This window comes from Acetanaerobacterium elongatum (assembly GCF_900103835.1).
GTDB lineage: Bacteria > Bacillota > Clostridia > Oscillospirales > Ruminococcaceae > Acetanaerobacterium > Acetanaerobacterium elongatum.
Window position 1 is genome coordinate 57,917 of record NZ_FNID01000001.1, and the last position, 19,618, is coordinate 77,534.

General features: G+C 49.5%; 19 protein-coding genes and 1 tRNA gene. 9 read left to right on the top strand and 11 right to left on the bottom strand.

The genetic code is table 11. The features are described 5' to 3' along the window. Positions 1–660 carry an N-acetylmuramoyl-L-alanine amidase gene (locus BLR50_RS00275; RefSeq protein ID WP_092637311.1) on the top strand — a complete coding sequence of 220 codons (660 nt, stop codon included), beginning with the start codon at positions 1–3 and terminating at the stop codon, positions 658–660. Positions 661–1,020: 360 nt separating this feature from the next. Continuing rightward, positions 1,021–3,060 carry a methyl-accepting chemotaxis protein gene (locus BLR50_RS00280; protein ID WP_092637313.1) on the top strand — a complete coding sequence of 680 codons (2,040 nt, stop codon included), beginning with the start codon at positions 1,021–1,023 and terminating at the stop codon, positions 3,058–3,060. 63 nt (positions 3,061–3,123) lie between these two features. Here BLR50_RS00280 and BLR50_RS00285 read toward each other — a convergent pair whose 3' ends face one another. The 6 genes from BLR50_RS00285 to BLR50_RS00310 all read right to left on the bottom strand — a co-directional run bounded on the left by BLR50_RS00285 (position 3,124) and on the right by BLR50_RS00310 (position 7,560). Continuing rightward, positions 3,124–3,450, bottom strand: a complete 327-nt coding sequence (locus tag BLR50_RS00285; protein ID WP_242871654.1) for a hypothetical protein — start codon at positions 3,448–3,450, stop codon at positions 3,124–3,126. Between the two features lie 184 nt (positions 3,451–3,634). Beyond that, positions 3,635–4,672: a zinc ribbon domain-containing protein gene (locus BLR50_RS00290; RefSeq protein WP_092637315.1), complete on the bottom strand. Its 1,038-nt coding sequence runs from the start codon at positions 4,670–4,672 to the stop codon at positions 3,635–3,637. Between the two features lie 182 nt (positions 4,673–4,854). Continuing rightward, positions 4,855–4,928: transfer RNA gene (locus BLR50_RS00295), tRNA-Gly, on the bottom strand. Positions 4,929–5,166: 238 nt separating this feature from the next. Then, on the bottom strand, positions 5,167–5,823 hold the full coding sequence (locus tag BLR50_RS00300; RefSeq protein ID WP_092637317.1) for a potassium channel family protein: 657 nt from the start codon (positions 5,821–5,823) through the stop codon (positions 5,167–5,169). A gap of 93 nt (positions 5,824–5,916) precedes the next feature. Further along, positions 5,917–6,537 (bottom strand): potassium channel family protein, encoded by a 621-nt coding sequence (locus BLR50_RS00305; protein WP_092637319.1) that lies wholly within the window; start codon positions 6,535–6,537, stop codon positions 5,917–5,919. A 195-nt stretch (positions 6,538–6,732) separates the two neighbouring features. Then, positions 6,733–7,560, bottom strand: a complete 828-nt coding sequence (locus BLR50_RS00310; RefSeq protein WP_092637321.1) for a M15 family metallopeptidase — start codon at positions 7,558–7,560, stop codon at positions 6,733–6,735. A gap of 268 nt (positions 7,561–7,828) precedes the next feature. On the opposite strand from BLR50_RS00310, the gene BLR50_RS00315 reads away from it, so the two are divergent. From BLR50_RS00315 to BLR50_RS00325, 3 genes are all read left to right on the top strand, one after another. Then, positions 7,829–8,221: a Fur family transcriptional regulator gene (locus BLR50_RS00315; RefSeq protein ID WP_092637323.1), complete on the top strand. Its 393-nt coding sequence runs from the start codon at positions 7,829–7,831 to the stop codon at positions 8,219–8,221. A gap of 80 nt (positions 8,222–8,301) precedes the next feature. Beyond that, entirely contained in the window at positions 8,302–8,841 is a 540-nt protein-coding gene (rbr, locus tag BLR50_RS00320) for a rubrerythrin (protein ID WP_092637324.1), read from the top strand. 14 nt (positions 8,842–8,855) lie between these two features. Next, a complete protein-coding gene (locus tag BLR50_RS00325; protein WP_143008006.1) occupies positions 8,856–9,077 on the top strand; it encodes a hypothetical protein in 222 nt (73 codons plus the stop codon). A 43-nt stretch (positions 9,078–9,120) separates the two neighbouring features. Here BLR50_RS00325 and nrdG read toward each other — a convergent pair whose 3' ends face one another. Together nrdG and BLR50_RS00335 are read right to left on the bottom strand one after the other, a co-directional pair. After that, positions 9,121–9,633: an anaerobic ribonucleoside-triphosphate reductase activating protein gene (nrdG, locus tag BLR50_RS00330; protein WP_092637328.1), complete on the bottom strand. Its 513-nt coding sequence runs from the start codon at positions 9,631–9,633 to the stop codon at positions 9,121–9,123. Continuing rightward, positions 9,623–11,968, bottom strand: coding sequence for an anaerobic ribonucleoside triphosphate reductase (locus BLR50_RS00335; RefSeq protein WP_092637330.1), 2,346 nt, complete (start codon positions 11,966–11,968; stop codon positions 9,623–9,625). Before BLR50_RS00335 ends, nrdG begins: the two co-directional genes overlap by 11 nt. A 553-nt stretch (positions 11,969–12,521) precedes the next feature. Here BLR50_RS00335 and trxA point away from each other — a divergent pair. The 4 genes from trxA (at position 12,522) to BLR50_RS00355 (ending at position 15,901) form a co-directional block, all read left to right on the top strand. Then, positions 12,522–12,836 carry a thioredoxin gene (trxA, locus tag BLR50_RS00340; RefSeq protein WP_092637332.1) on the top strand — a complete coding sequence of 105 codons (315 nt, stop codon included), beginning with the start codon at positions 12,522–12,524 and terminating at the stop codon, positions 12,834–12,836. 405 nt (positions 12,837–13,241) lie between these two features. Then, positions 13,242–14,024, top strand: a complete 783-nt coding sequence (locus BLR50_RS00345; RefSeq protein WP_092637334.1) for an ABC-2 family transporter protein — start codon at positions 13,242–13,244, stop codon at positions 14,022–14,024. 46 nt (positions 14,025–14,070) lie between these two features. Then, positions 14,071–14,907: an ABC-2 family transporter protein gene (locus tag BLR50_RS00350; RefSeq protein WP_092637336.1), complete on the top strand. Its 837-nt coding sequence runs from the start codon at positions 14,071–14,073 to the stop codon at positions 14,905–14,907. Then, positions 14,861–15,901: an ABC transporter ATP-binding protein gene (locus BLR50_RS00355; RefSeq protein WP_092637339.1), complete on the top strand. Its 1,041-nt coding sequence runs from the start codon at positions 14,861–14,863 to the stop codon at positions 15,899–15,901. Before BLR50_RS00350 ends, BLR50_RS00355 begins: the two co-directional genes overlap by 47 nt. Before the next feature lie 76 nt (positions 15,902–15,977). Here the strand turns inward: BLR50_RS00355 and BLR50_RS00360 are convergent, their stop codons facing one another. The 3 genes from BLR50_RS00360 to BLR50_RS00370 are packed head-to-tail and all read right to left on the bottom strand — an operon-like array spanning position 15,978 to position 19,608. Further along, positions 15,978–16,664 (bottom strand): DUF4956 domain-containing protein, encoded by a 687-nt coding sequence (locus BLR50_RS00360; RefSeq protein WP_092637341.1) that lies wholly within the window; start codon positions 16,662–16,664, stop codon positions 15,978–15,980. Positions 16,665–16,706: 42 nt separating this feature from the next. Beyond that, complete coding sequence (locus BLR50_RS00365; RefSeq protein ID WP_092637343.1) at positions 16,707–17,525, bottom strand: polyphosphate polymerase domain-containing protein; 819 nt, start codon at positions 17,523–17,525, stop codon at positions 16,707–16,709. A gap of 28 nt (positions 17,526–17,553) precedes the next feature. Beyond that, entirely contained in the window at positions 17,554–19,608 is a 2,055-nt protein-coding gene (locus tag BLR50_RS00370; protein ID WP_162840256.1) for a carbohydrate-binding domain-containing protein, read from the bottom strand. Positions 19,609–19,618: the final 10 nt, after the last annotated feature.

Consider the following 19,618-nt stretch of genomic DNA (forward strand, 5'->3'; position numbering starts at 1 on the left):
TTGCCGAAGGTTTGCATCGACCCGGGGCACGGCGGCAACGATCCCGGCTCGGTTAGCGGTGCCCGCACCGAGAAAAGCGATAACCTTAAGCTGGCACTTCTGCTGAACAGCCAGTTTCTTGCTCAGGGTTGGGAGACGGTTCTAACACGCAAGGATGACAGCTCCATCATCCTTGCAAACCGCACAGCGCTGGCAAACAAAGAGCATTGCAGCATCTACCTCTCCTGCCATCGCAACGGTGCCGTAGATACGAGTGCGAACGGCTGTGAAATATGGCTGCATTCCAAGGCCCCGCTCCGCTATATTCAGTGGGCAGGGAATATTCTGGAGCAGATTGAACCTCTGGGGCTGAAAAACCGCGGTGTTAAGCTGGGCTACCGCAACAATACTTCCGCGGATTACGCCGTAAACCGCGACACCGACATGCCCAGTATGCTGCTCGAGATTGGTTTTCTCACCAACGCACAGGATAACAAGCTCTTTGACGAGAAGCTGGACGCAATCTGCCGGTGTATTGTAAAAGGCTGTTGCAGCTTTACCGGTGTTCCCTATGCCGAGCTGCCCGAGCAGAAACCGGAAGCTTTCGCAGAGAAGCCGTATATTTTAAGCCTATCAAAATTAAAGGAGCAAGGCTATACAAGAGTTGATATTTCTTTGTAGCGGAACAAACACCTAAAATTGCCTATTATATACGCCGATAATAAAAAGTTCAGCGGAATTTTTTATTATCGGTTTGCTTTTTGTAAGTGTAGTTTATGAAAATGCATGAGCTGTCGCAGAGAGAGAAAAGCCAGAAATGGCGTGGTTGCGCGCGTATTACATACATCATTCTCTATGAATTGCTTTCTCTATTTTCGGCACGAATCGACTTAAATATTGTAGAACATTTACCCAATTTTGTGTAAACATTTCTCGAATTATATGATATAATGTGGTTATTACATAAAAAGCTATTAAAATATACAATTCTATAGTAAAACTATGCAATAACACCTGTAGTTTTATCCGGAGGTACGCCTTATGAAAATGAAAAGCATCTCAGCTAAGCTGGCAATTCTCGCACTTATCAGCATTCTGGCGACTGCTGTTTTTTCCGTTGCCGGTATGTACATAGGTCTCAACATTATTTTAGACGATGTTCTTCAAGGGGAGACGCAAAATGCCCTGAAGGCGTTAACTGCGAAAACCGATGAATATAAAAGCAGCGCCTTAAAATTGGTTGACGAACTTGCACAAGCCGACAATGTGAAAACGGCTATACAGAGCGGTAACCGAACCTCTATTGTAAACGTGATGACCTCCGCAATGCGTGAATTTGGCGGCAACACCGATTTTGTAACAATAACCGATGGAAAGGGGACCGTACTGGCCAGAACCCACAGCGATAAAATTGGCGATTCGGTCGCCAACCAGCAGAACATTGCGGATGCTTTAGGCGGTAAGTCTGCCGCGTATCTGGAAAAGGGCACCGAGATCAAGCTCTCTGTACGTGCGGCTGCCCCGGTAATCGACCCAAGCGGTGCGATTATTGCGGTAATCTCCACCGGATACGACCTCACAAAGCCTGAATTTGTAGACAACCTGAAAAATATTACCGGAACTGACTTTACCCTGTTTTTAAACGATGAGCGCCTGAACACCACCATACAGGTCGACGGTAAACGTCAAACCGGCACAAAGCTTGACCCTAAGATTGCCAATGTGGTAATAAACCAAAAACATTCTTACTATAAAGAGGCCAAGGTGCTGGGGTTACCCTATTATGCAGGATATGAACCGATGATGAATTCCAAGGGCGAGGTCTTCGGTATCTTCTTTGCGGGAAAGCCTATCGCTGATGTAAAAAATACCGAGCTGCTCATTACGTTGATTATCTTTATTTCCGTTTCCGTAATCACGGCACTGCTGATCTTTTTCAATATACTTACTACCCGCAAGACAGTTACCGTTCCGCTGCAGCGGATGTCTAAGCTTGCAAAAGAGCTTTCGCGGGGCAACCTGAAGGTGGAGAGTATTACTTATTCCTCACAGGATGAGGTAGGTGAACTATCCCGTGCGCTGCAGTCAACCGTTGCAACACTTGACCTGTATGTGGATGATATCACAGCCCAGCTAAAAAGGATTGCTTCCGGCGATATCTCTGCGGAGATTACACAGGAATATGTCGGCGATTTTACACCGATCAAGGATGCGATGGAGACCATTTTAAACTCCCTTAACCTGATTCTGGGTAAGATAAATACCTCCGCCGAGCAGGTGAGTGCAGGTTCCGGGCAGGTATCGAGCGGTGCGCAGGCGCTTTCTGAGGGTGCCACCGAGCAGGCCAGCTCGCTGCAGGAGCTTTCAGCAACCATTGCCGATGTGCTGAATCAGGTACGCGAGAACGCTGCAAATGTAAGACATGCGAGCGAATTTGTTGCTAATGCAGGTGCAGGCGTACAGCAAAGCTCCGATCACATGCAGGAAATGCTCGAGGCGATGGATGAGATTGACGCATCCTCCCGTGAAATCAGCAAGATTATCAAGATGATCAATGACATCGCGTTCCAAACCAATATCCTCGCGCTCAATGCCGCGGTTGAGGCCGCCCGTGCGGGTGCTGCCGGCAAGGGCTTTGCAGTGGTGGCAGACGAGGTACGCAACCTTGCCTCAAAATCAGCTGAGGCCGCCAAGCAGACCACCGCACTTATTGAGCAATCCGGGCATGCCGTGGTTAAGGGATCAAAGCTCGCACAGAGCACCGCAGAGGATCTAACCACGGTTCAGGAAAAGGCAGCGCTCGTTGAACAAGCCATACACAAAATTGATGAGGCTTCATCGGCACAGGCTACCGCGATTGCGCAGATCACGCAGGGGTTGGAGCAGGTTTCGGCTGTTGTTCAAAACAACTCGGCAACCGCAGAGGAAAGTGCGGCAGCAAGCGAGGAGCTTTCCAGCCAGGCTGCAACGCTGCATTCCATGATTGCAAAATTCAAGCTAAGGGACAGCAGCGGTTCTGACTTTAATAATAGCGACGATGAGGAATATTCCCCTTCCGGTCAAAATTCATACGAATATTAAAGATTAATGACAAGGGGCACGGGAGTTGATTCTCCTCCGTGCCCCTTTTTCTTTTGCAAAATGCTATTGGGATATTCCCGGGCCTTTATGAACCTGCTGAAAGCCGTTATTCACGTCATTATCCGGCTGGTGGATCCTGTACAGCTCTACATAGGAGTCGCACTCATCCTCCGAGATCGGCGGTGTGGGGATAAGCCCCGTACAGTCGGTGGCAGAGGCTACGGTATCAAAGTTCATAAACCGTTCGTCATCATCCTCTGAAATCTGTTCCAGAATTCTTAACAGGTCAGCCATGGTGTTAATCTTCTCATCGCGCTGCAGAATATAGCTTTTCAGCTCTGAGGGCAGCGAGTTGAATTGGTCTTCCACACGCGGGTTAATATAGGTCATCAGTTTCAACCAGCCTTTCCAGACATGATTCTACCCGTAAATCGGGGTTCTTTTCCTATTAAGATACCCGAAAACTTAAATACTATTACAAAAGATTAACCGCCCTTGATTTTTCAAGAGCGGTTGATATGCAGAAATTCAATTTATTATGTCTTATTTTGTGAAGAAGCACGGCAGAATTACATTACTTGCTGGGGACGAGCTTAATCTTTACGCCTGAAATTGTCAATCTTACGCCTGTGTTCAATTCAATGTTTTTAAATTGCTTTTGATATAGCTCGTCGCTTGAGGTACCCATTACAGCGTTCAGACCGCCTTCGTACATATTATCGGAGGATACATTTCCTGCACCGGATACAGCAATAACATCATAAACACCAGCCGGAAAGTCCTTCCCTGCTGTAAAATTGCCGTTACCAAGTGAGATTTCCTTTGTATTGGGCTGTTCCCTCTTTTTTAATGGAGCAGTAGAGGGGTTCTCGCTGACTATGTTAATAACCACACCGGAAATGGATAATACCGTGTTTTCGGGTAACTCTATGTTGGAATATTCCTGCTGGTACATGTCACCCTTTTCAGCCACCCCCATAACGGCGTTTAAACCACCGTCATACATGTTGCTGGATGACACGTTGCCGCCGCCGGATACTGCTTTTATATTATATACGCCGGCAGGAAAATCGATACCTGCGGTATAATGACCATTGCTTAACTTCGCTTCATATCGAACAGGTGCAACCGCTTTTGACGATTCAGGCTTTGAGGATGCTACACTGCTTGATTTCGGAGCGGAAGAAGAGGCCTTACTGCTTTGCTCTGAAGCAGCAGAGGATACTTTGCTGCTGGCTTGTGCAGCCGAAGAAGAACTTTCATTCGCTACAGAACTAACCTCAGCCGGGGCCTTTGAACTTGCAACCGTAGGATTGTCATTATGTTGAAGACTACCTAAAAATGTACTTATTAACAATAGTCCGCATATACAAGAAATAATAATCTTAACAACGATATTCCATTTCTTTTGGAATAACCACATCAGTATAAGACCGACTGGATAGAATAAAATCAGTAGCAGTATCGTTAACCAACTCTTTTTATACCATCTGGTTTTAATGGGAGTAGGTTGATCCGGAACAACTACCGCTCCTTTAGCAAACGATTGACCGCATTTTTGACAAAATTGTGCGTCATCAGGATTGGCCGTACCACATTTGGGACAAAACATAACAAGCGCCTTCTTTCCAACATTTTTACATTATTTAACCATTGTTTGCCAAGATGAAAGGATGAATTGTTCAATAGCATTGTGTCCTTATCTTAGGGGGGATTTGGGGAAATAAGATTACATTTGGGCAATGAAAAAGCCACCGCTGATTTCAGCGGATGGCTTTTTCATGTTGTATGTTTTGGAGCAGGTGATGGGAATCGAACCCACAACCTCAGCTTGGGAAGCTGATGTTTTACCACTAAACTACACCTGCATATGTCAATAAAGTATTCAAAACATTGTCGCGTCGCACAAAATATTATCCTACTTACTCGCAGAATTGTCAAGTGTTTTTTGTTGTTAATGCGGCTCAACCACGAAGCTGACGCCGTGGCGCTGACCCTGCCGCTGTCCATATCCGGCTGTGCATACAGCTGCAAGAACCCCGGCAAGGTCAACCTTTATGGCTTCTCTGATGACAATATCCATGCAGCCAATCCTTAACCGGGCAATTACAGCCCCAGCTGGCGGCTTAATTCGTGTAGTGTGTTATCCTTGGTGATCGTGATGATGTGATCGCCCGCCTGCAGAACGGTACTGCCGCGGGGGATAATGATCTGGTCGTTGCGCGAGATGGATACAATCACTGAATCTTCGGGCAGATGAATCTCGGCAAGGGTTTTACCGCTGTACTTAAAATCGGCGGGCAGCGCAATCTCTGAGAGAGAGGTTTCGCCGCGGTTGAGCGACATCAGGTTCTTAATGGCGGCGGAATCCACCTCACGCTCAAGCAGACGTGCGATATTATCGGTGCTGCTGATGGGGATATCTACGCCCAAACGCTTCATAATAGACGCATTCTTGGGGTTGTTAACACGTGCAACGGTACGCTTGATATTATATACCCGCTTGCCCAGCTCGCAGGCCACCAGGTTATCCTCATCCTTACCGGTTACGCAGATAAGCGCATCCGCCTCGTCGGCACCCGCCTCACCCAAAGACTTGATGGTGGTGCCGTCGCCAATAATTACGGGAATATCCAGGTCGTTGGCACATTTTTGGCAGAGATCTCGGTTAATTTCTATAATTCTAGGCTCATGGCCGTGTTCCAACAGGGTTTTGGAAAGGTAATAACCAACCTTTCCTCCGCCTACTACAATTACGATCATATTTCAAGTCCATACCTTTCTTTACAAATCGCCGGGGCACGTTGTACCGTTCGAAAACCGGCTTAGAGGTTTACGATTCTATAACCCTATACGCTAATCGATTATCTTGGCGTAAACAAGCTTATCGGTGGCTTGCAGCACATATTTTCCGTTTGCTGCAAGGTTCAGCGAGCGGTTCTCATGCATTACCGCAAACAGCATCTCCTCTGAATCATTTTCAAGTGATTCGAGCGTTTTTCCCACATAGCTTTTCGGAACCGGGATGGTGGAATAGCTAATCGTAGAAGACCCGATGGTTTGATGCTGGCTGTCGGCACTTCCCACCAGCGCAGACTTTACCGCATTTACCGTAAGGTTGGTGGAGCATACGGTGCTGATACCGAAGCTGGCGAAAATCTCCTGCCGGGCAGGGTCGTAGATGCGGGTGAGCACAGTGGGAACATGAAACAGCTCCTTGGCAATCTGGCACACCATAATGTTGATGTTATCGTCCGGCGTAACTGCCGCTATCGCGTCGCAGGCTTCGATTCCCGCGTTTTTAAGCACATCCTCGTCAATCGGAATACCCGAAACGGTGTATCCGTCAAAATCATTGTCAAGCGCATCAAAGCTGCGGGGGTCCCTGTCCACAACCGAAACGGTGTGTCCTTCGGCGGAAAGCGTACTCGCAAGACGGGAACCAACCTTACGGCAGCCGACAATCAATATATTCATAGAATCTATATCCTTTCCGTAATCAGCCTAAATCAAAAAGCTCCAAGCTAAAAGGGGCTTATCTGCATTAATAAATATCAAAATGAGTGTGATAGTAGTATTATAGTACACTTTATAAAATAAGCAAGAGGGAAAAAAGTAAAACCAAGTAAAGGCAAACCGAAGCCGCGGGGTTAGCCGCGGCTTCGGTTTGGTTTATTGTTTCTCCCAGTATTCTTCAAGGCAGAGGTTGTTTTTGGTCATATACTCGGCAGTTTCTTTACCCACATAACGGTAATGCCACGGCTCGTAGGTAATGCCGGTAATATCCTGCTTATCCTTTGGATAACGCAGTACAAAGCCATACTCGGTGCAATGACTTATCAACCACTTAAACTCCTCGGTCTGGTCAAAGGTATCGTCCAGGTCGCCATGCTTCTGGTACCACTCTACACCAACAATATCGCTTGCAAGCCCGGTATGGTGCTCGCTGGTGTTGGGAACAGCCACCCACCTTGCGGCCTCAGCCTCTGCATCCTTCTGGCTATAACCCAGCTTGACATATTCAGATACCTTTTGGCTGTACAAGGTTTTTTGCTTCGCAACACTGCGATAAGCCGAGATTACCTGTAACTTCATGCCGTCCTTCTTCGCCGCCGCCAGCATATCATCAAGATTCTCTACCACCCGGGAATCAACATCATAGGCGCTGCCCTTAATCTCTGAAAGGTCTACCTTAAAGCTTTCCGGCAGTGGGTGTGCGCGATTGACCAGTATCAGGTTCCACTTATCCCCTGCATTCACGGGCACAGCCTCCTCTGAACTGCTGCCTGCCTTGCTTTCGGCAGGCTTGCTGTCTGTTTGGGATGATACTGCCGCACTTTCTGCCGCACTGGTTTCTGGAAGCGCACTGCTCACCGATGATGAGACCTCCTGCGATACATCCGGCTGAGTACTGCTTGAACCGTCTGTAAGACCATAGGTACAGGATGTGAGCAGCAACAGTACTGCAACAGTAACAACAATCATTTTAATATGCCTCATGTTTATAACTTCCAATCCTTTAAAATCATATGCTCATACGGTGCCAGAAATAACGAGGCCGCGTATGAATCTTAATACGGGGTTTGCTGTAATCGGTGAACCCGATTATAGCGGTAAATTATATATATAGTGCGCTTCACCCATTATAATTCATTCTACTATCCATATGCAAATGATAAAATTTATTATAACAACTTATTGACAAAGACTTTTAAGCCAGCTATAATGTGAATAATGATAATAATAATTATTATTAGTTGGTGCAAAGATGAAGAATACCAAACAGAAAGCCCTGATATATAACGCCGTGATGCAGAACCGCTGCCACCCCACAGCAGACTATATCTACCACCTGCTCAAGCCCGAAAATCCCGGCTTAAGCCTTGCAACCGTATACCGCAACCTGAACACCTTTGCCAATGAGGGGCGTATTATAAAAATTGGCATGCCAAACGGCAGTGACCGATTCGACGGCACCCTGCGCCCGCATTTTCACATGGTATGCGAGCAGTGCGGCGAGGTTTTGGATATTGATTTAAGTCAGCTGGATCATCTGGCGGAAGAGGTTTACACACAAAGTGGGTTTACCGTTTCCTCTTACAATCTGGTTATCTACGGAACCTGCCAAAGCTGCGCCGAAGTTAAAGAAAATAACAGTTAAGCCTAACAGTAATAAGCCTTCTTCAACAGGAGGTTTACATAATTCCTTTATCTAAAATATATAACGAAAGAGGTATCAACATGAAAGAACTGAAGGGTACAAAAACCGAAAAAAATCTGATGACCGCGTTTGCCGGAGAGTCGCAGGCCAGAAACAAATATACATACTTCGCATCTCAGGCAAAAAAGGAAGGCTACGAGCAGATTGCTGCGCTGTTTACCGAAACCGCCAACAACGAGAAGGAGCACGCGAAGATCTGGTTTAAGCTGCTGCACAACGGCGTTGCCGACACTGCCACCAACCTGAAGGATGCCGCCGCCGGTGAGAACTACGAGTGGACCGATATGTACGCTAACTTTGCCAAGGAGGCCCGCGAGGAGGGCTTTGACCGTATCGCCTATCTGTTTGAGGGCGTAGCGAAGATTGAGAAGGAGCACGAGGCCCGTTACCTTGCCCTGCTAAGCAACGTAGAGAATTCCACCGTATTTGCCAAGGATGAGGAAGTATGCTGGATTTGCTTAAACTGCGGCCATGTTTACTACGGCAAGAATGCGCCGGAGAAATGCCCAATCTGCGACCACCCGAAGGCTTACTTTGAGAAGCGTGCACAGAATTATTAATGGAAGTGCGTACAATGAGCATCGACAGTATAGTTGAAAATGCCTGTGTCCAAGCTATCGTTACTTTTCAAAATAAGGTTGACGCGGAATTCATTCGCTCAACTACAGGACTTGATGCACAAGATGCCGCTATTGCCCGCTGCCGGGCTATTGAAAAAGCCTTACCGGATATGATGCAAACTGCTTTAACAATAGCGTTAACTGAACTTGTTAAAAATATAGAAGAAAAACATTAAATAAACGGGCTGCGGCAGAAAATTCACCGCAGCCCGTTTTCATTTAAGCATCAAAATTAAGCAAAACCGTCTTGCCTTCCAAGAGGCTCTTTTTCACGTCAATTACGCGTTGGTTTGTGCTTCCGCGAAAACGCAGGGAGATATCGCGCTTGCCAAGCTCAAACCGGCCGTCCATGAGGATATCGGTTTGCCCAAGCAGGCTGTGAATTGCAGCATTACTGCTTTGCAATAGCTCCTCGAAGGTATAGCCGGTATAGGTGATGACGTTTAGACGCGTTTCATCATGCAGTCGTTTAGCAAGCAGTGCAAGCGGAGCGGGCTGGCAGAACGGCTCGCCGCCGCTGAAGGTAACCCCTTTGAGCAGCGGGTTTTGAACAATCTGTTCAAACAGCTCGTCTGTATCCCTCACCGTACCGCCCTCAAACGGGTGGGTTTGGGGGTTGTGGCAGCCCTCACAGGCGTGGGGGCAGCCCTGCACAAAAATCACATAACGTATACCGGGGCCATCGGTAACCGACTCCTCTACCACGCCCGCCAGATTCAGCTTAGATTCCATGCTTTACCCTGTCCTTCTCCTCGGCACGCTTGGCGTTGTTCCAGCGGTCGATGGTACCCACCAGATAGCCGGTGATGCGGCGGATGCGCTCGAAATCCGGTGCGCCGTCACCCTCTTTACGGTGGCACTTAGGGCATTCGTTATCAATAATGCCGTTGTAGCCGCATACCGGATCGCGGTCTACGGGGTGGTTTACCGAGCCGTAGCCAATGCCCTGCTCCTTCATAAAGCGGATAACCGTTTCAAACGCCTCAAGGTTCTTGGAGGTATCGCCGTCCATCTCTACATAGCTGATGTGCCCCGCATTGGTAAGGGCATGATAGGGCGCCTCAATGCGGATCTTATCAAACGCACGAATGGGATAATATACCGGCACATGGAACGAGTTGGTGTAGTAATCCCTATCGGTAATGCCGGGAAGTACGCCGTACTGCTGGCGGTCAATACGCAGGAAGCGACCGCTCAAACCCTCCGCCGGGGTGGCGAGCAGGGTGAAGTTCAAGCCGGTTTTCTCGCTCTCCTCATCCATACGCTTGCGCATATACCCGATAATCTCAAGCCCGAGCTTCTGGCTCTCCTTGCTCTCGCCGTGATGCTTACCCGTAAGTGCCACAAGGGTTTCGGCAAGCCCGATAAAGCCCATACTCAGTGTGCCGTGCTTGAGCACCTCTTCTACACTGTCGTCCGGCCCGAGCTTCTCAGAGTCGATCCATACCCCCTGCCCCATTAAGAAGGGGTAGTTTCTGCCCTTCTTGGTGCACTGTATCTTAAAGCGGTGCAATAGCTGCTGGATGACAAGGTCGATACGGCGGTCAAGAATCTCATAGAAGCGTGTCATGTCGCCGTGAGCCTCGATGCCGATGCGCGGCAGGTTGATAGAGGTAAAGCTCAGGTTGCCTCTGCCGCAGGTTACCTCGCGTGATTTATCGTGGCTGTTGCCAAGCACACGGGTACGGCAGCCCATATAGGCCACCTCGCTGTTGTAATCGCCCTCTTTATAGTAGGGCAGGTTAAACGGCGCGTCTAAAAAGCTGAAGTTGGGGAACAGGCGTTTGGCCGAGCAGTGGATGGCCAGCTTAAACAGATCGTAGTTCGGGTCGCCCTCGTTATAGTTGACGCCCTCTTTTACCTTGAATATCTGTACAGGGAAGATGGGGGTCTCACCCTCGCCAAGCCCCGCTTCGGTAGCCAGCAAAAGGTTCATGATTACCATGCGCCCCTCGGGAGAGGTGTCGGTACCGTAGTTTACCGAGCTAAACGGCACCTGAGCGCCCGCACGGGAGTTCATGGTGTTGAGATTGTGAACAAATGCCTCCATCGCCTGATAGGTGGTGCGCTGGGTTTCATTTTGTGCCGTATCAAAGGCATAGCGGTGAAGCTTCTCGGCTTCGGCGGCATCAAGCCCCTCCATCAGCGACTTAAACGGGCTGCCCATAAGGTATTCGGCAAGCGCCTTACCGCAGGCCTCGTCTGAGTGCAGGGTAACCGTTTCGCTGATATTCTCCTTCAGGCCCTGTACCAGTGCATCGCCCTCTTCGCCCGAGATGCCAAAGCGAACCTTTGCATAATCACGCACGGCTTTATAGTAGTTTCGTTTAAAGGTTTTGGCCACGCCCATTGCCATGGCATAGTCAAAGTTGGGCACGCTCTGCCCGCCGTGCATCTCGTTCTGGTTTGCCTGAATGGCAATACAGGCAAGCGCCGAGTAGCTCTGGATGTCGTTCGGCTCACGCAGGTTGCCGTGGCCGGTGGAAAAACCGCCGCGGAACAGCTTGATGAGATCAATCTGGCAGCAGGTTTCGGTGAGCATATAGAAATCCTTGTCGTGGATATGAATGTCGCCGTTGATATGCGCGGCGGCAATCTCCTTGGGCAGGATGTAGTTATCGATAAAATACTTGGCGCCCTCCGAACCATACTTAAGCATGGTGCCCATGGCGGTATCGGCATCAATATTGGCATTCTCGCGCTTGATATCGGCATCCTTCGCATAGGCAAAGGTAAGCTCCTTGTAGATATCCATCAAATCCGCCTCGGTCTGGCGAATCTTCGCATGCGCGGCTCGGTACAGGATATAGGACTTCGCGGTTTTGGCAAAGCCGGAGGAAATAAGTACCTCCTCTACCCTATCCTGAATCTGTTCAACCGTAGGCACCTGCCCATCCGGCAGTGCGGCAACCACCTGCGCGGTAAGGGCATCGAGTGCTGCATCGCTCATCAGCTCGCCGTCCACACTCTGGTTGGCCTTGCTGATGGCAGTGCGGATTTTAATGCTGTTAAACGGCACAACCTCACCACTGCGTTTCTTGATGGTGTCGGTTAATGTTCTGATCATTTTGTCTCCCCATCTCTCTTATGATAGATTTACCCGCTCACAGCCATGAGCGGGATAAATAGCAAAATAATAATTCGCGCTTTAGAATGAAAAAGTATACTGGCCAAGTACACAAGTGCACTCAATCGGTATACTTTTATGATACATTATCTAGTTGAAAAAGTCAATAATAAATTAGAATCAATACAATATCTTGTGTGATGTTTGTCTCATTTTATGGCAGCGGCATATCCCTGCAGTATTTGTGTGTTTAAAAAATTCTTTACGGGGAAACACCAGGTAACAATTGCGGCAGGTAAAATAGGGCTGAATGCAGTTATATCAAGCATTGTGTCAATGTTCTGCCATACACTTTTGGTTTTACTATGTCATGCTTTTTTAAAAAAATCAACAAGGCGCAAAGAATTTTAAAAGCAATTAAGATATCACTTCCGGCTAATATTGACAGGTTGGGTGTTAGGATTTACAATAATCTAAGTGTGATAAAGTCACCGAAAAACGGAAATGCTTATGGTATAGTGATGATAACATAAAACCGAAAGGATGAATTTAGATGGCAGCATTAACTTTTACAAAAGATAACTTTCAAAACGAGGTTATAAACTCCTCTCAGCCGGTGCTGATAGATTTCTGGGCACCCTGGTGCGGGCCCTGCCGCATGGTTTCGCCGATTGTTGAGGAAATCAGCGACGAAGCAAGTGCTAAGGTAAAGGTCGGCAAGATCAATGTAGACGAACAGCCCGAGCTTGCACAGCAGTTCGGCGTTATGAGTATCCCCACGCTGGTGGTGATGAAGGACGGCAAGGTTGTAAACAGTGCCGTAGGCGCCAGAAGCAAATCGGCAATCCTGCAGATGATTGAAGGCTAGTTATACCATAATACGGTTGCAACCCCCATTTTTCAGTGGGGGTTGTTTAATTATGTACGGCACAAATTCTGTATGGCTTGATGCCAGCTATTGACATCCGGCCAATATTCTGCTAAGATGCTATTAGTTTTTTAAGGAGGTGAAAGCATGAGCCGCACTGAGTTTAAGCACAGTATATTGTGGATGAATATCGGTGAAGTTTCGATTGTTTCAGGTGAAATCGCACTGTCCGTGTATAGGTCTGCCCTTTTGCGCCTTGCGGCAGTGTGCTCATCTTTCACTTTTCAAAGACTAAAACCGGCGATTTAGTGTTGCCTGTTTCATTCAGTAATTGAAAACCCGAAGGGTGGCTTAGCCGCTTTTCGGGTATTTTTATGCTCTTTTTTAGGAGGGTTAAAGTAGTCTATGATCGCATTAGTAAAAAAGTATCTTAAAACTATACAGCTATGTGCAAGCCAAGCATTTGACGGCAACTTTCTGTTCGTTTTTGCGGGGTATGCCGTGCGTCTTGTACGGCTGCTGGTGATAACAGCCGTCTTCTCCTCGCTGCCCGATAGTGCACCGATGAGCAAGCAGCAGATGCTAACCTACGCAGTTGTCTCCTCGGCGTTTTCCGAGCAGCTTTGTGTATATACCCCTGCCACCACAGCTTTGTGGGAGGGCTCTATTATCAACCGTTTTACCCGCCCGTTGCCTGTAATCGGAGATTTAATTGCCGAAACCGTAGGCCGATGGGTGCCGTCTCTCTTATTCTACACTCTGCCCGTTTACCTGCTCTCTCCGCTGCTTGGCATCTCGGTAACGCCAAGCAGTGCGGCAGATGGCCTGTTGTTTGCCTGCAGCTTGGTATTGGGGGTATCACTGGGATTTTGCGTAGATTTTGTGTTTTCCGGCGTTGCTATGCACCTGAAAAATGGCTGCTGGGCGGCTCTGTTCATTCGCGAGGGCATAACGGCGCTTTTGTCCGGCTCGCTTATTCCCTTTGCACTGCTGCCAAGCTGGGCCGGCGACGTGTTTACTGCGCTGCCGTTTGCCTTTATGGCAGGGGCTCCGCTTTCCATCTATGTAGGAAACGGCGATGCCCCACGGCTATTATTGCTGTCGTTATTCTGGAACGTTACACTTTGGCCGCTGTGCATCCTGTTTTTCAATAAGTCACAGGAACACATGGTATCCTACGGGGGGTAACAGGTTTAGTAAAAGTATGTACTTAAAAAAGAGGTGTCAGTAATCGATGAATGTTTTATTTTTGTTCCGGCTTTGGCGCCAATATGCCAAAATGGACTTATTATGGTTTTTGCGTGATATGCGCTATTGCTTGATGTGGGTTGCTTCGGAGCTTGTAGCCACCCTTACCGCCATCAGCACCACGCTTCTGCTCTGCGTGCGGTTTGGCGGGATAGGCGGTATGAGCTTTGACCAGATGCTTTTTATGTGCAGCTACGCTATGGTAAGCGATGGCATTATTGTAGCTTTCTTTGGTGGCTATAACATCCTTCATATCAGCCGTATCATAGGTCGAGGCCAGCTTGACCACATGCTGATACAGCCGGTACCCATCTGGATGCAGCTGCTTACGCAGGGGTTTAGCCCTGTTTCGGGCAACGGTAAGGTGCTGCTCGGTATTCCCCTGCTTTGCGTTGCCGTTTCCCGGCTGCAGCTTACAGTAACCCCTGTTTGGGTGCTGCGGCTTTTATCTAGCCTGGTCTGCTCATCCACTGTGATTTTAGCCTTTACCTATATTATCTCCTGCAGCGCTTTCTTTGCCCCGGTGGCGGCGGAAGAGATTTCAGGCAAAGCACTTGACTTGTTTGGCGAGACCAAATACTTTTCTCTGGGCGGGCTTCCGTCTGCAGGCATTACCGCCTTATGCACTGTTCTTCCCGTTGGTCTTGCCGCATGGTTCCCAGCTAACGTGCTGCTTGGGCAAGCTCCGGCGGGCCTGCCTGCAATACTCTTGCTGATTGTGGCGGCGGTTATGCTTATTATCGCTAATATTCTATTTAAGAAAGGAATTCACTTTTATGAAAAGAACGGTTCAAACCGATACTCCGGCTTTGGTGCTCGATAATATCTATAAGTACTATTCTCAATGGCAACGTACCGGCAAGCTTTCTGATACGCTGAAAAATCTATTTAAGCCGCAGAAGCGTAAGCTTACAGCACTAAACGGTGTTTCGCTGCGCGTTGAAAAGGGCGATTTTGTGGCATATGCCGGTGCCAATGGCGCCGGTAAAAGCACCACGATCAAGATTTTATGCGGCATCTTGCAGCCCTCCGACGGCGAGGTTTCGGTGCTGGGGCTTAACCCCGCAAAGGATCGTATTGCCCTGATGCGCCGTATCGGTATCGTGTTCGGGCAGCGTACCGAGCTGTGGTGGGACCACCCCGTTATTACCAGCTATGAATGGAAGAAGGTGGTGTGGGGTATTCCCGACGAGGTATACAACAGAAATCTGCAGGCGGTAACAGAGCTGCTTGACCTCTCGGACATTCTGCATACCTTCTCGCGCGAGCTCAGCCTTGGGCAGCGAATGCGTGCCGACCTTGGCATGATGCTTTTGCACGACCCTGAGGTGGTGTTCCTTGACGAGCCAACCCTTGGGCTGGATGTTCTGGCAAAGCAGCAGATGATAGCTTTTTTGCGGCGCATCAACGCCGAACGGGGCACTACCGTAATTGTTACCAGCCATGATATGGACGATTTGGAGGCGATGGCGCGTCGGATTGTGCTGCTTTCACACGGTAAGGTAGCTTTTGACGGCAGCTTTGAGGCTCTGCGCACCGTTCAGGGCAGCCTTGGCCGTATTCGTGTAACCGCCCGCTCCGATATGCCGCCAAACTTCTTGTCGCTTGCATTTCTTTCGTCGCAGGGAAATGTACACGAATACGCCTACGACAGCGACGTTACACCCATACAGGAAATTCTGACCCAGCTTTCCGGCAGTGAAGAGGTGCAGAATGTTGAAATTATCAAGGCACCGATAGAGGATGTTATCGCCTCACTTTATAAAAGCTGGAAGCAGCAGGAGCCTGCTCAATTCATTACTCAGAAATCTCTTTAAAATCTCATGCAGAATGCCACCCTGTTTAAGAGTTTATACTATGTGTTTTACATGGGGACTGCTTGTATTGGCTCCGCTATTGGTTCTGCATCTCATTCTCGCGAAGGGTGAGCGAGATATTCTGGTTGCCGTTGCGGCAGCGGAGCTCATCTAAAAACTGCTTCTGGTTGACGCCGCTTTTTAATGTAATATAGTAAACCACCTGAAACAGCGTTCCGAAATCGGTTGTCTTCACCTGCGTCTGTTTCCATGTTTCGGCGTATTTGCTTAAGATATCGTCATACAGCCCCTGAAAGTTCAGGTTTTCGGGGATGGTAATCTTCAGCTGCATGGCGTCGGACTTCATCTTCCCGAAGCCGGTGTAGTGCAGCACAATCATTACAAGGCAGATGATTAACGCAAAGATGATGCCGTAGGCAAGGAAGCCCATTCCGCACGCAAGGCCAATCGCGAGGGTAAAGAATATATAGGCGATATCCTTGGGGTCGCCCGCGGCGCTGCGGAACCGTATTAGGCTGAAGGCTCCCGCCAGGCTGAAGGCTCGGGCGACATTGTTGCCGATAAGCAGGATGATGATGCAGATAATAGCCGGAAGCATGATAAGCGTGATTAAAAAGCTTGTTGAATAGCCCTCCTGCCTGTGGGTATTCAGATAAACCAGGCTTATTACCAGGCCGAGGATCAGGGATGTGCCCAGGGCGGCAAGCATTCCCGAAAAGGATAGCGATTCGGTGGCGGAGGCAGCAAATATGCTCTCAAACATGTAATGTTCAATCCTTTCTGATGATTATAAAACCTATGGATTTTATCGGTTCGTTTCAAGCCCTAGGCACGAAACACCGCTGGGGGTAAAGATATTTGGGTAGCTTACAACGGAGATTGCGGCGGGCGCCAGGGGGTGCTGAGCCGCTCTGCTTTGGCAAAGCCGCCTATACTCGGCACCGTATTTTGAAAAGCTGGTTTTATAGATCTCAAGCTCCGACAAAAGCTCGGCAAGCCAGTAGGGCAGATTCCCTTCGGTTTTAATCTCCATCAGGTATCGGCCCTTTTGCAGCAGCGGGGTGCCGTAGCTGCCGCTTTCAAGGTTCAGCTCGTTTCTTCTGGTGGTAATATCTTTATCGAAGGTGACACGCAGCTCATTATCCTCCTTGCCGAAGTAGGCCAAGCGCCGGTAGCTGATGTAGGCCGCCGGTGCGACCGGAGCGCAGCTTAGAAGATAGGCAAGCTCGTTTATCACCTGTGTGTTCATGTAATCCGTTACGGCGGGCAGTATACCCTTGCCGGTGAACGCATAGGCCTCTTTCAGTGTCATAACCGCGCGGCGTTTGTACACGATGCCGCCGGTTTTCTTTTTTACCTCAAGAAACACCTTCTCCTCGGGCGATGGCGTGGGGTTATAGCAGCGGAGGCGTAGCTTCTCCTTATAATAGGGCTTAGACAGAGATTCCCTAATATAGTCGCTGTTTGGGGTATCGTAATACAGGTTGTGTATGCCGTACCAGCTGCCGTTTTCACAGTAACCGTCAATGTTCATATACTCCGGCAGGGCCGCCGTCATGGCACAGAACTGTGTTTTGGTTAAAAGAAACTTCAGTTCGTACCGTTTAAAGGTTGCTATCGCCATAAGAACACCGTCCTTTTGATTTCATCTGTCAACCGCCCTGCGGCTTTGTTCTGCCGCCGCCATGGCCCATTCCGCCGCCCATCTGGTTACCGGCCTGCACCGAGCCCACAGAGCTGATTACATCCGAAACCGTAAAGCTGTCTGCTTGGGTTCCTGCTGTATAGCTGCCGCCGGTATATAGCCCATCCTGCGCGGTGCCTGTTGAGCTGCCCCCCGTGTAAACTGTATAGGTGGTGCCCTTTACCAGTGCAGGGGAACACAGCACCAGCGACTGGAAGGTTTTTGAGGGTGCGAAGGTTAGTACATCCTTACCGCTTGCGTCTTGAATATGCACCAGTGTACCGGCCTGCTGCACCGTGGTAAGCCCAACCATTACGGCATTTTGGGTGGAGGTGTTGTCGGGTGCCTGAGCCATACCCAAGCTGCCTGCCGCAACCAGCACACCGCCTGTCATCTTAAAGGTGCCGTTACAATCCAGCGCACCGTTGCCGGCATTGGTGGGGCCGTTTACCAGCACTGTGCCGCCCGTCATGCTGATGGAGCCGTTGGAATCCAGCCCGTCGCCATCTGCGTCAATAACCATGTAGCCGCCGCTGATGGTGAGTGCGCCGTTCTCTACGGCGGAAAAGTCGCCCTGCCCCGGCCTGCCGTTTACGGAGGAACCGTCGCTGCCGCCCGAGATATTCACGCCGTCGTCACTTGACGTAATGCGGATATTACCGTTATCCACCGTAATATTGGAGCTCTCTATACCTTCATAGGATTTACTGATGGTTAATGCACCGCCGCTTATCTGCAGTACCGTATCGGCATGGATACCGTCGTCACCGGAGGTAAGGTTGAGGGTTCCGCCCTTGATTACGGCGCTGTTGCCGGAATTGATAGAATCACCCGCGGAATCGATGGTAAGGGTGCCGCCGTCAATCTGCACCGCTGTACCGGCCTTTATGCCGTTGGCACTGATAGCTGTATCAGTTGTTGCAGTGGATGCATCGGTTGCGGTATTGATAATGGTTGCCGAGGCTGCCGTCAAATCCTTGGCAGTACCGTCTGTGGTAGGCATATTGCCGGGTGCGGGAGCATTACCATCCATAGGCCCACCCCCACCGAACATACCCCCGCCTCCGTTTTCCTGTGTATGCGTCTTGGTGCTTTGGGTGTTACCGCCGCCGGAGAGGATGTTGATGGTACCGTCGCTTACCAGAAGGGTTGTTTGAGCGTCTATGCCGTCGTCGCCCGAGGTGATTTTAAGGGTGCCGCTTAAAACATTAATGGTACCTTTCTTTGCATCCTTATCGTTTGTGGTTTTTAAACCGTCGCCCTTGGCGTTAATCGTAATATCGGCAGCCTTTACGGCAATGCCGTCACGCCCCTTGATGCCGCAATCCGCTGCGTTTACTGTGATGATTCCGCCCGCGACACGAAGCATATCCTTGCATTTGATGCCGTCACGGAACACCGCATCTACGGTGAGCGTGCCGTTGCCGGTGATGGAAAGGTCGCTCTTGCTGAATATGGCGGCATCGGGCTCTTCGGCCTCGGTATCGTCAAAGGTGTAGCTGCTGCCGTCCGCCACATGGTTCTTCGTGCCATCGGCCAGTATCAGCACCGCCTTGGAGGCATTCTTTACATAGATGGCTGAACCTGCGGTATTGGTAATATCCGCGCCGTTTAAAACGAGCCTGACCGTCTTATCGTTTTTTGTATCAACAACAACCTGCCCGTTTGTTACCGTACCGCTTACCACATAGGTACCCGCTGCTGATATGGTTACCACCCCGCCCTTTGCGGTGGCCCCGCTGCCGGTTACCGTAGCGGAGGTGCCGCTGAACGCGATGGCGGTTGCGTTGGTGCTGCTCCAGCTTGCATCCTCATCCTCGGCTGTAAAGGTATCAGCCGAGCTTACTACCGAAACGGTGGTGGTGCTGACCGCAGAAGCCGTGCCTGCACCGGAGACACTGCTTACGGCAGCACTGCCGCTTGCACCCGGGGCAGTACAGGCGGAAAGCACCATCGCCGATATAATCAAAGGCAGAACGGCCTTTTTGATGTTGAATGACTTATTTGTGATTTTACGCTTCATGAGGTTTACC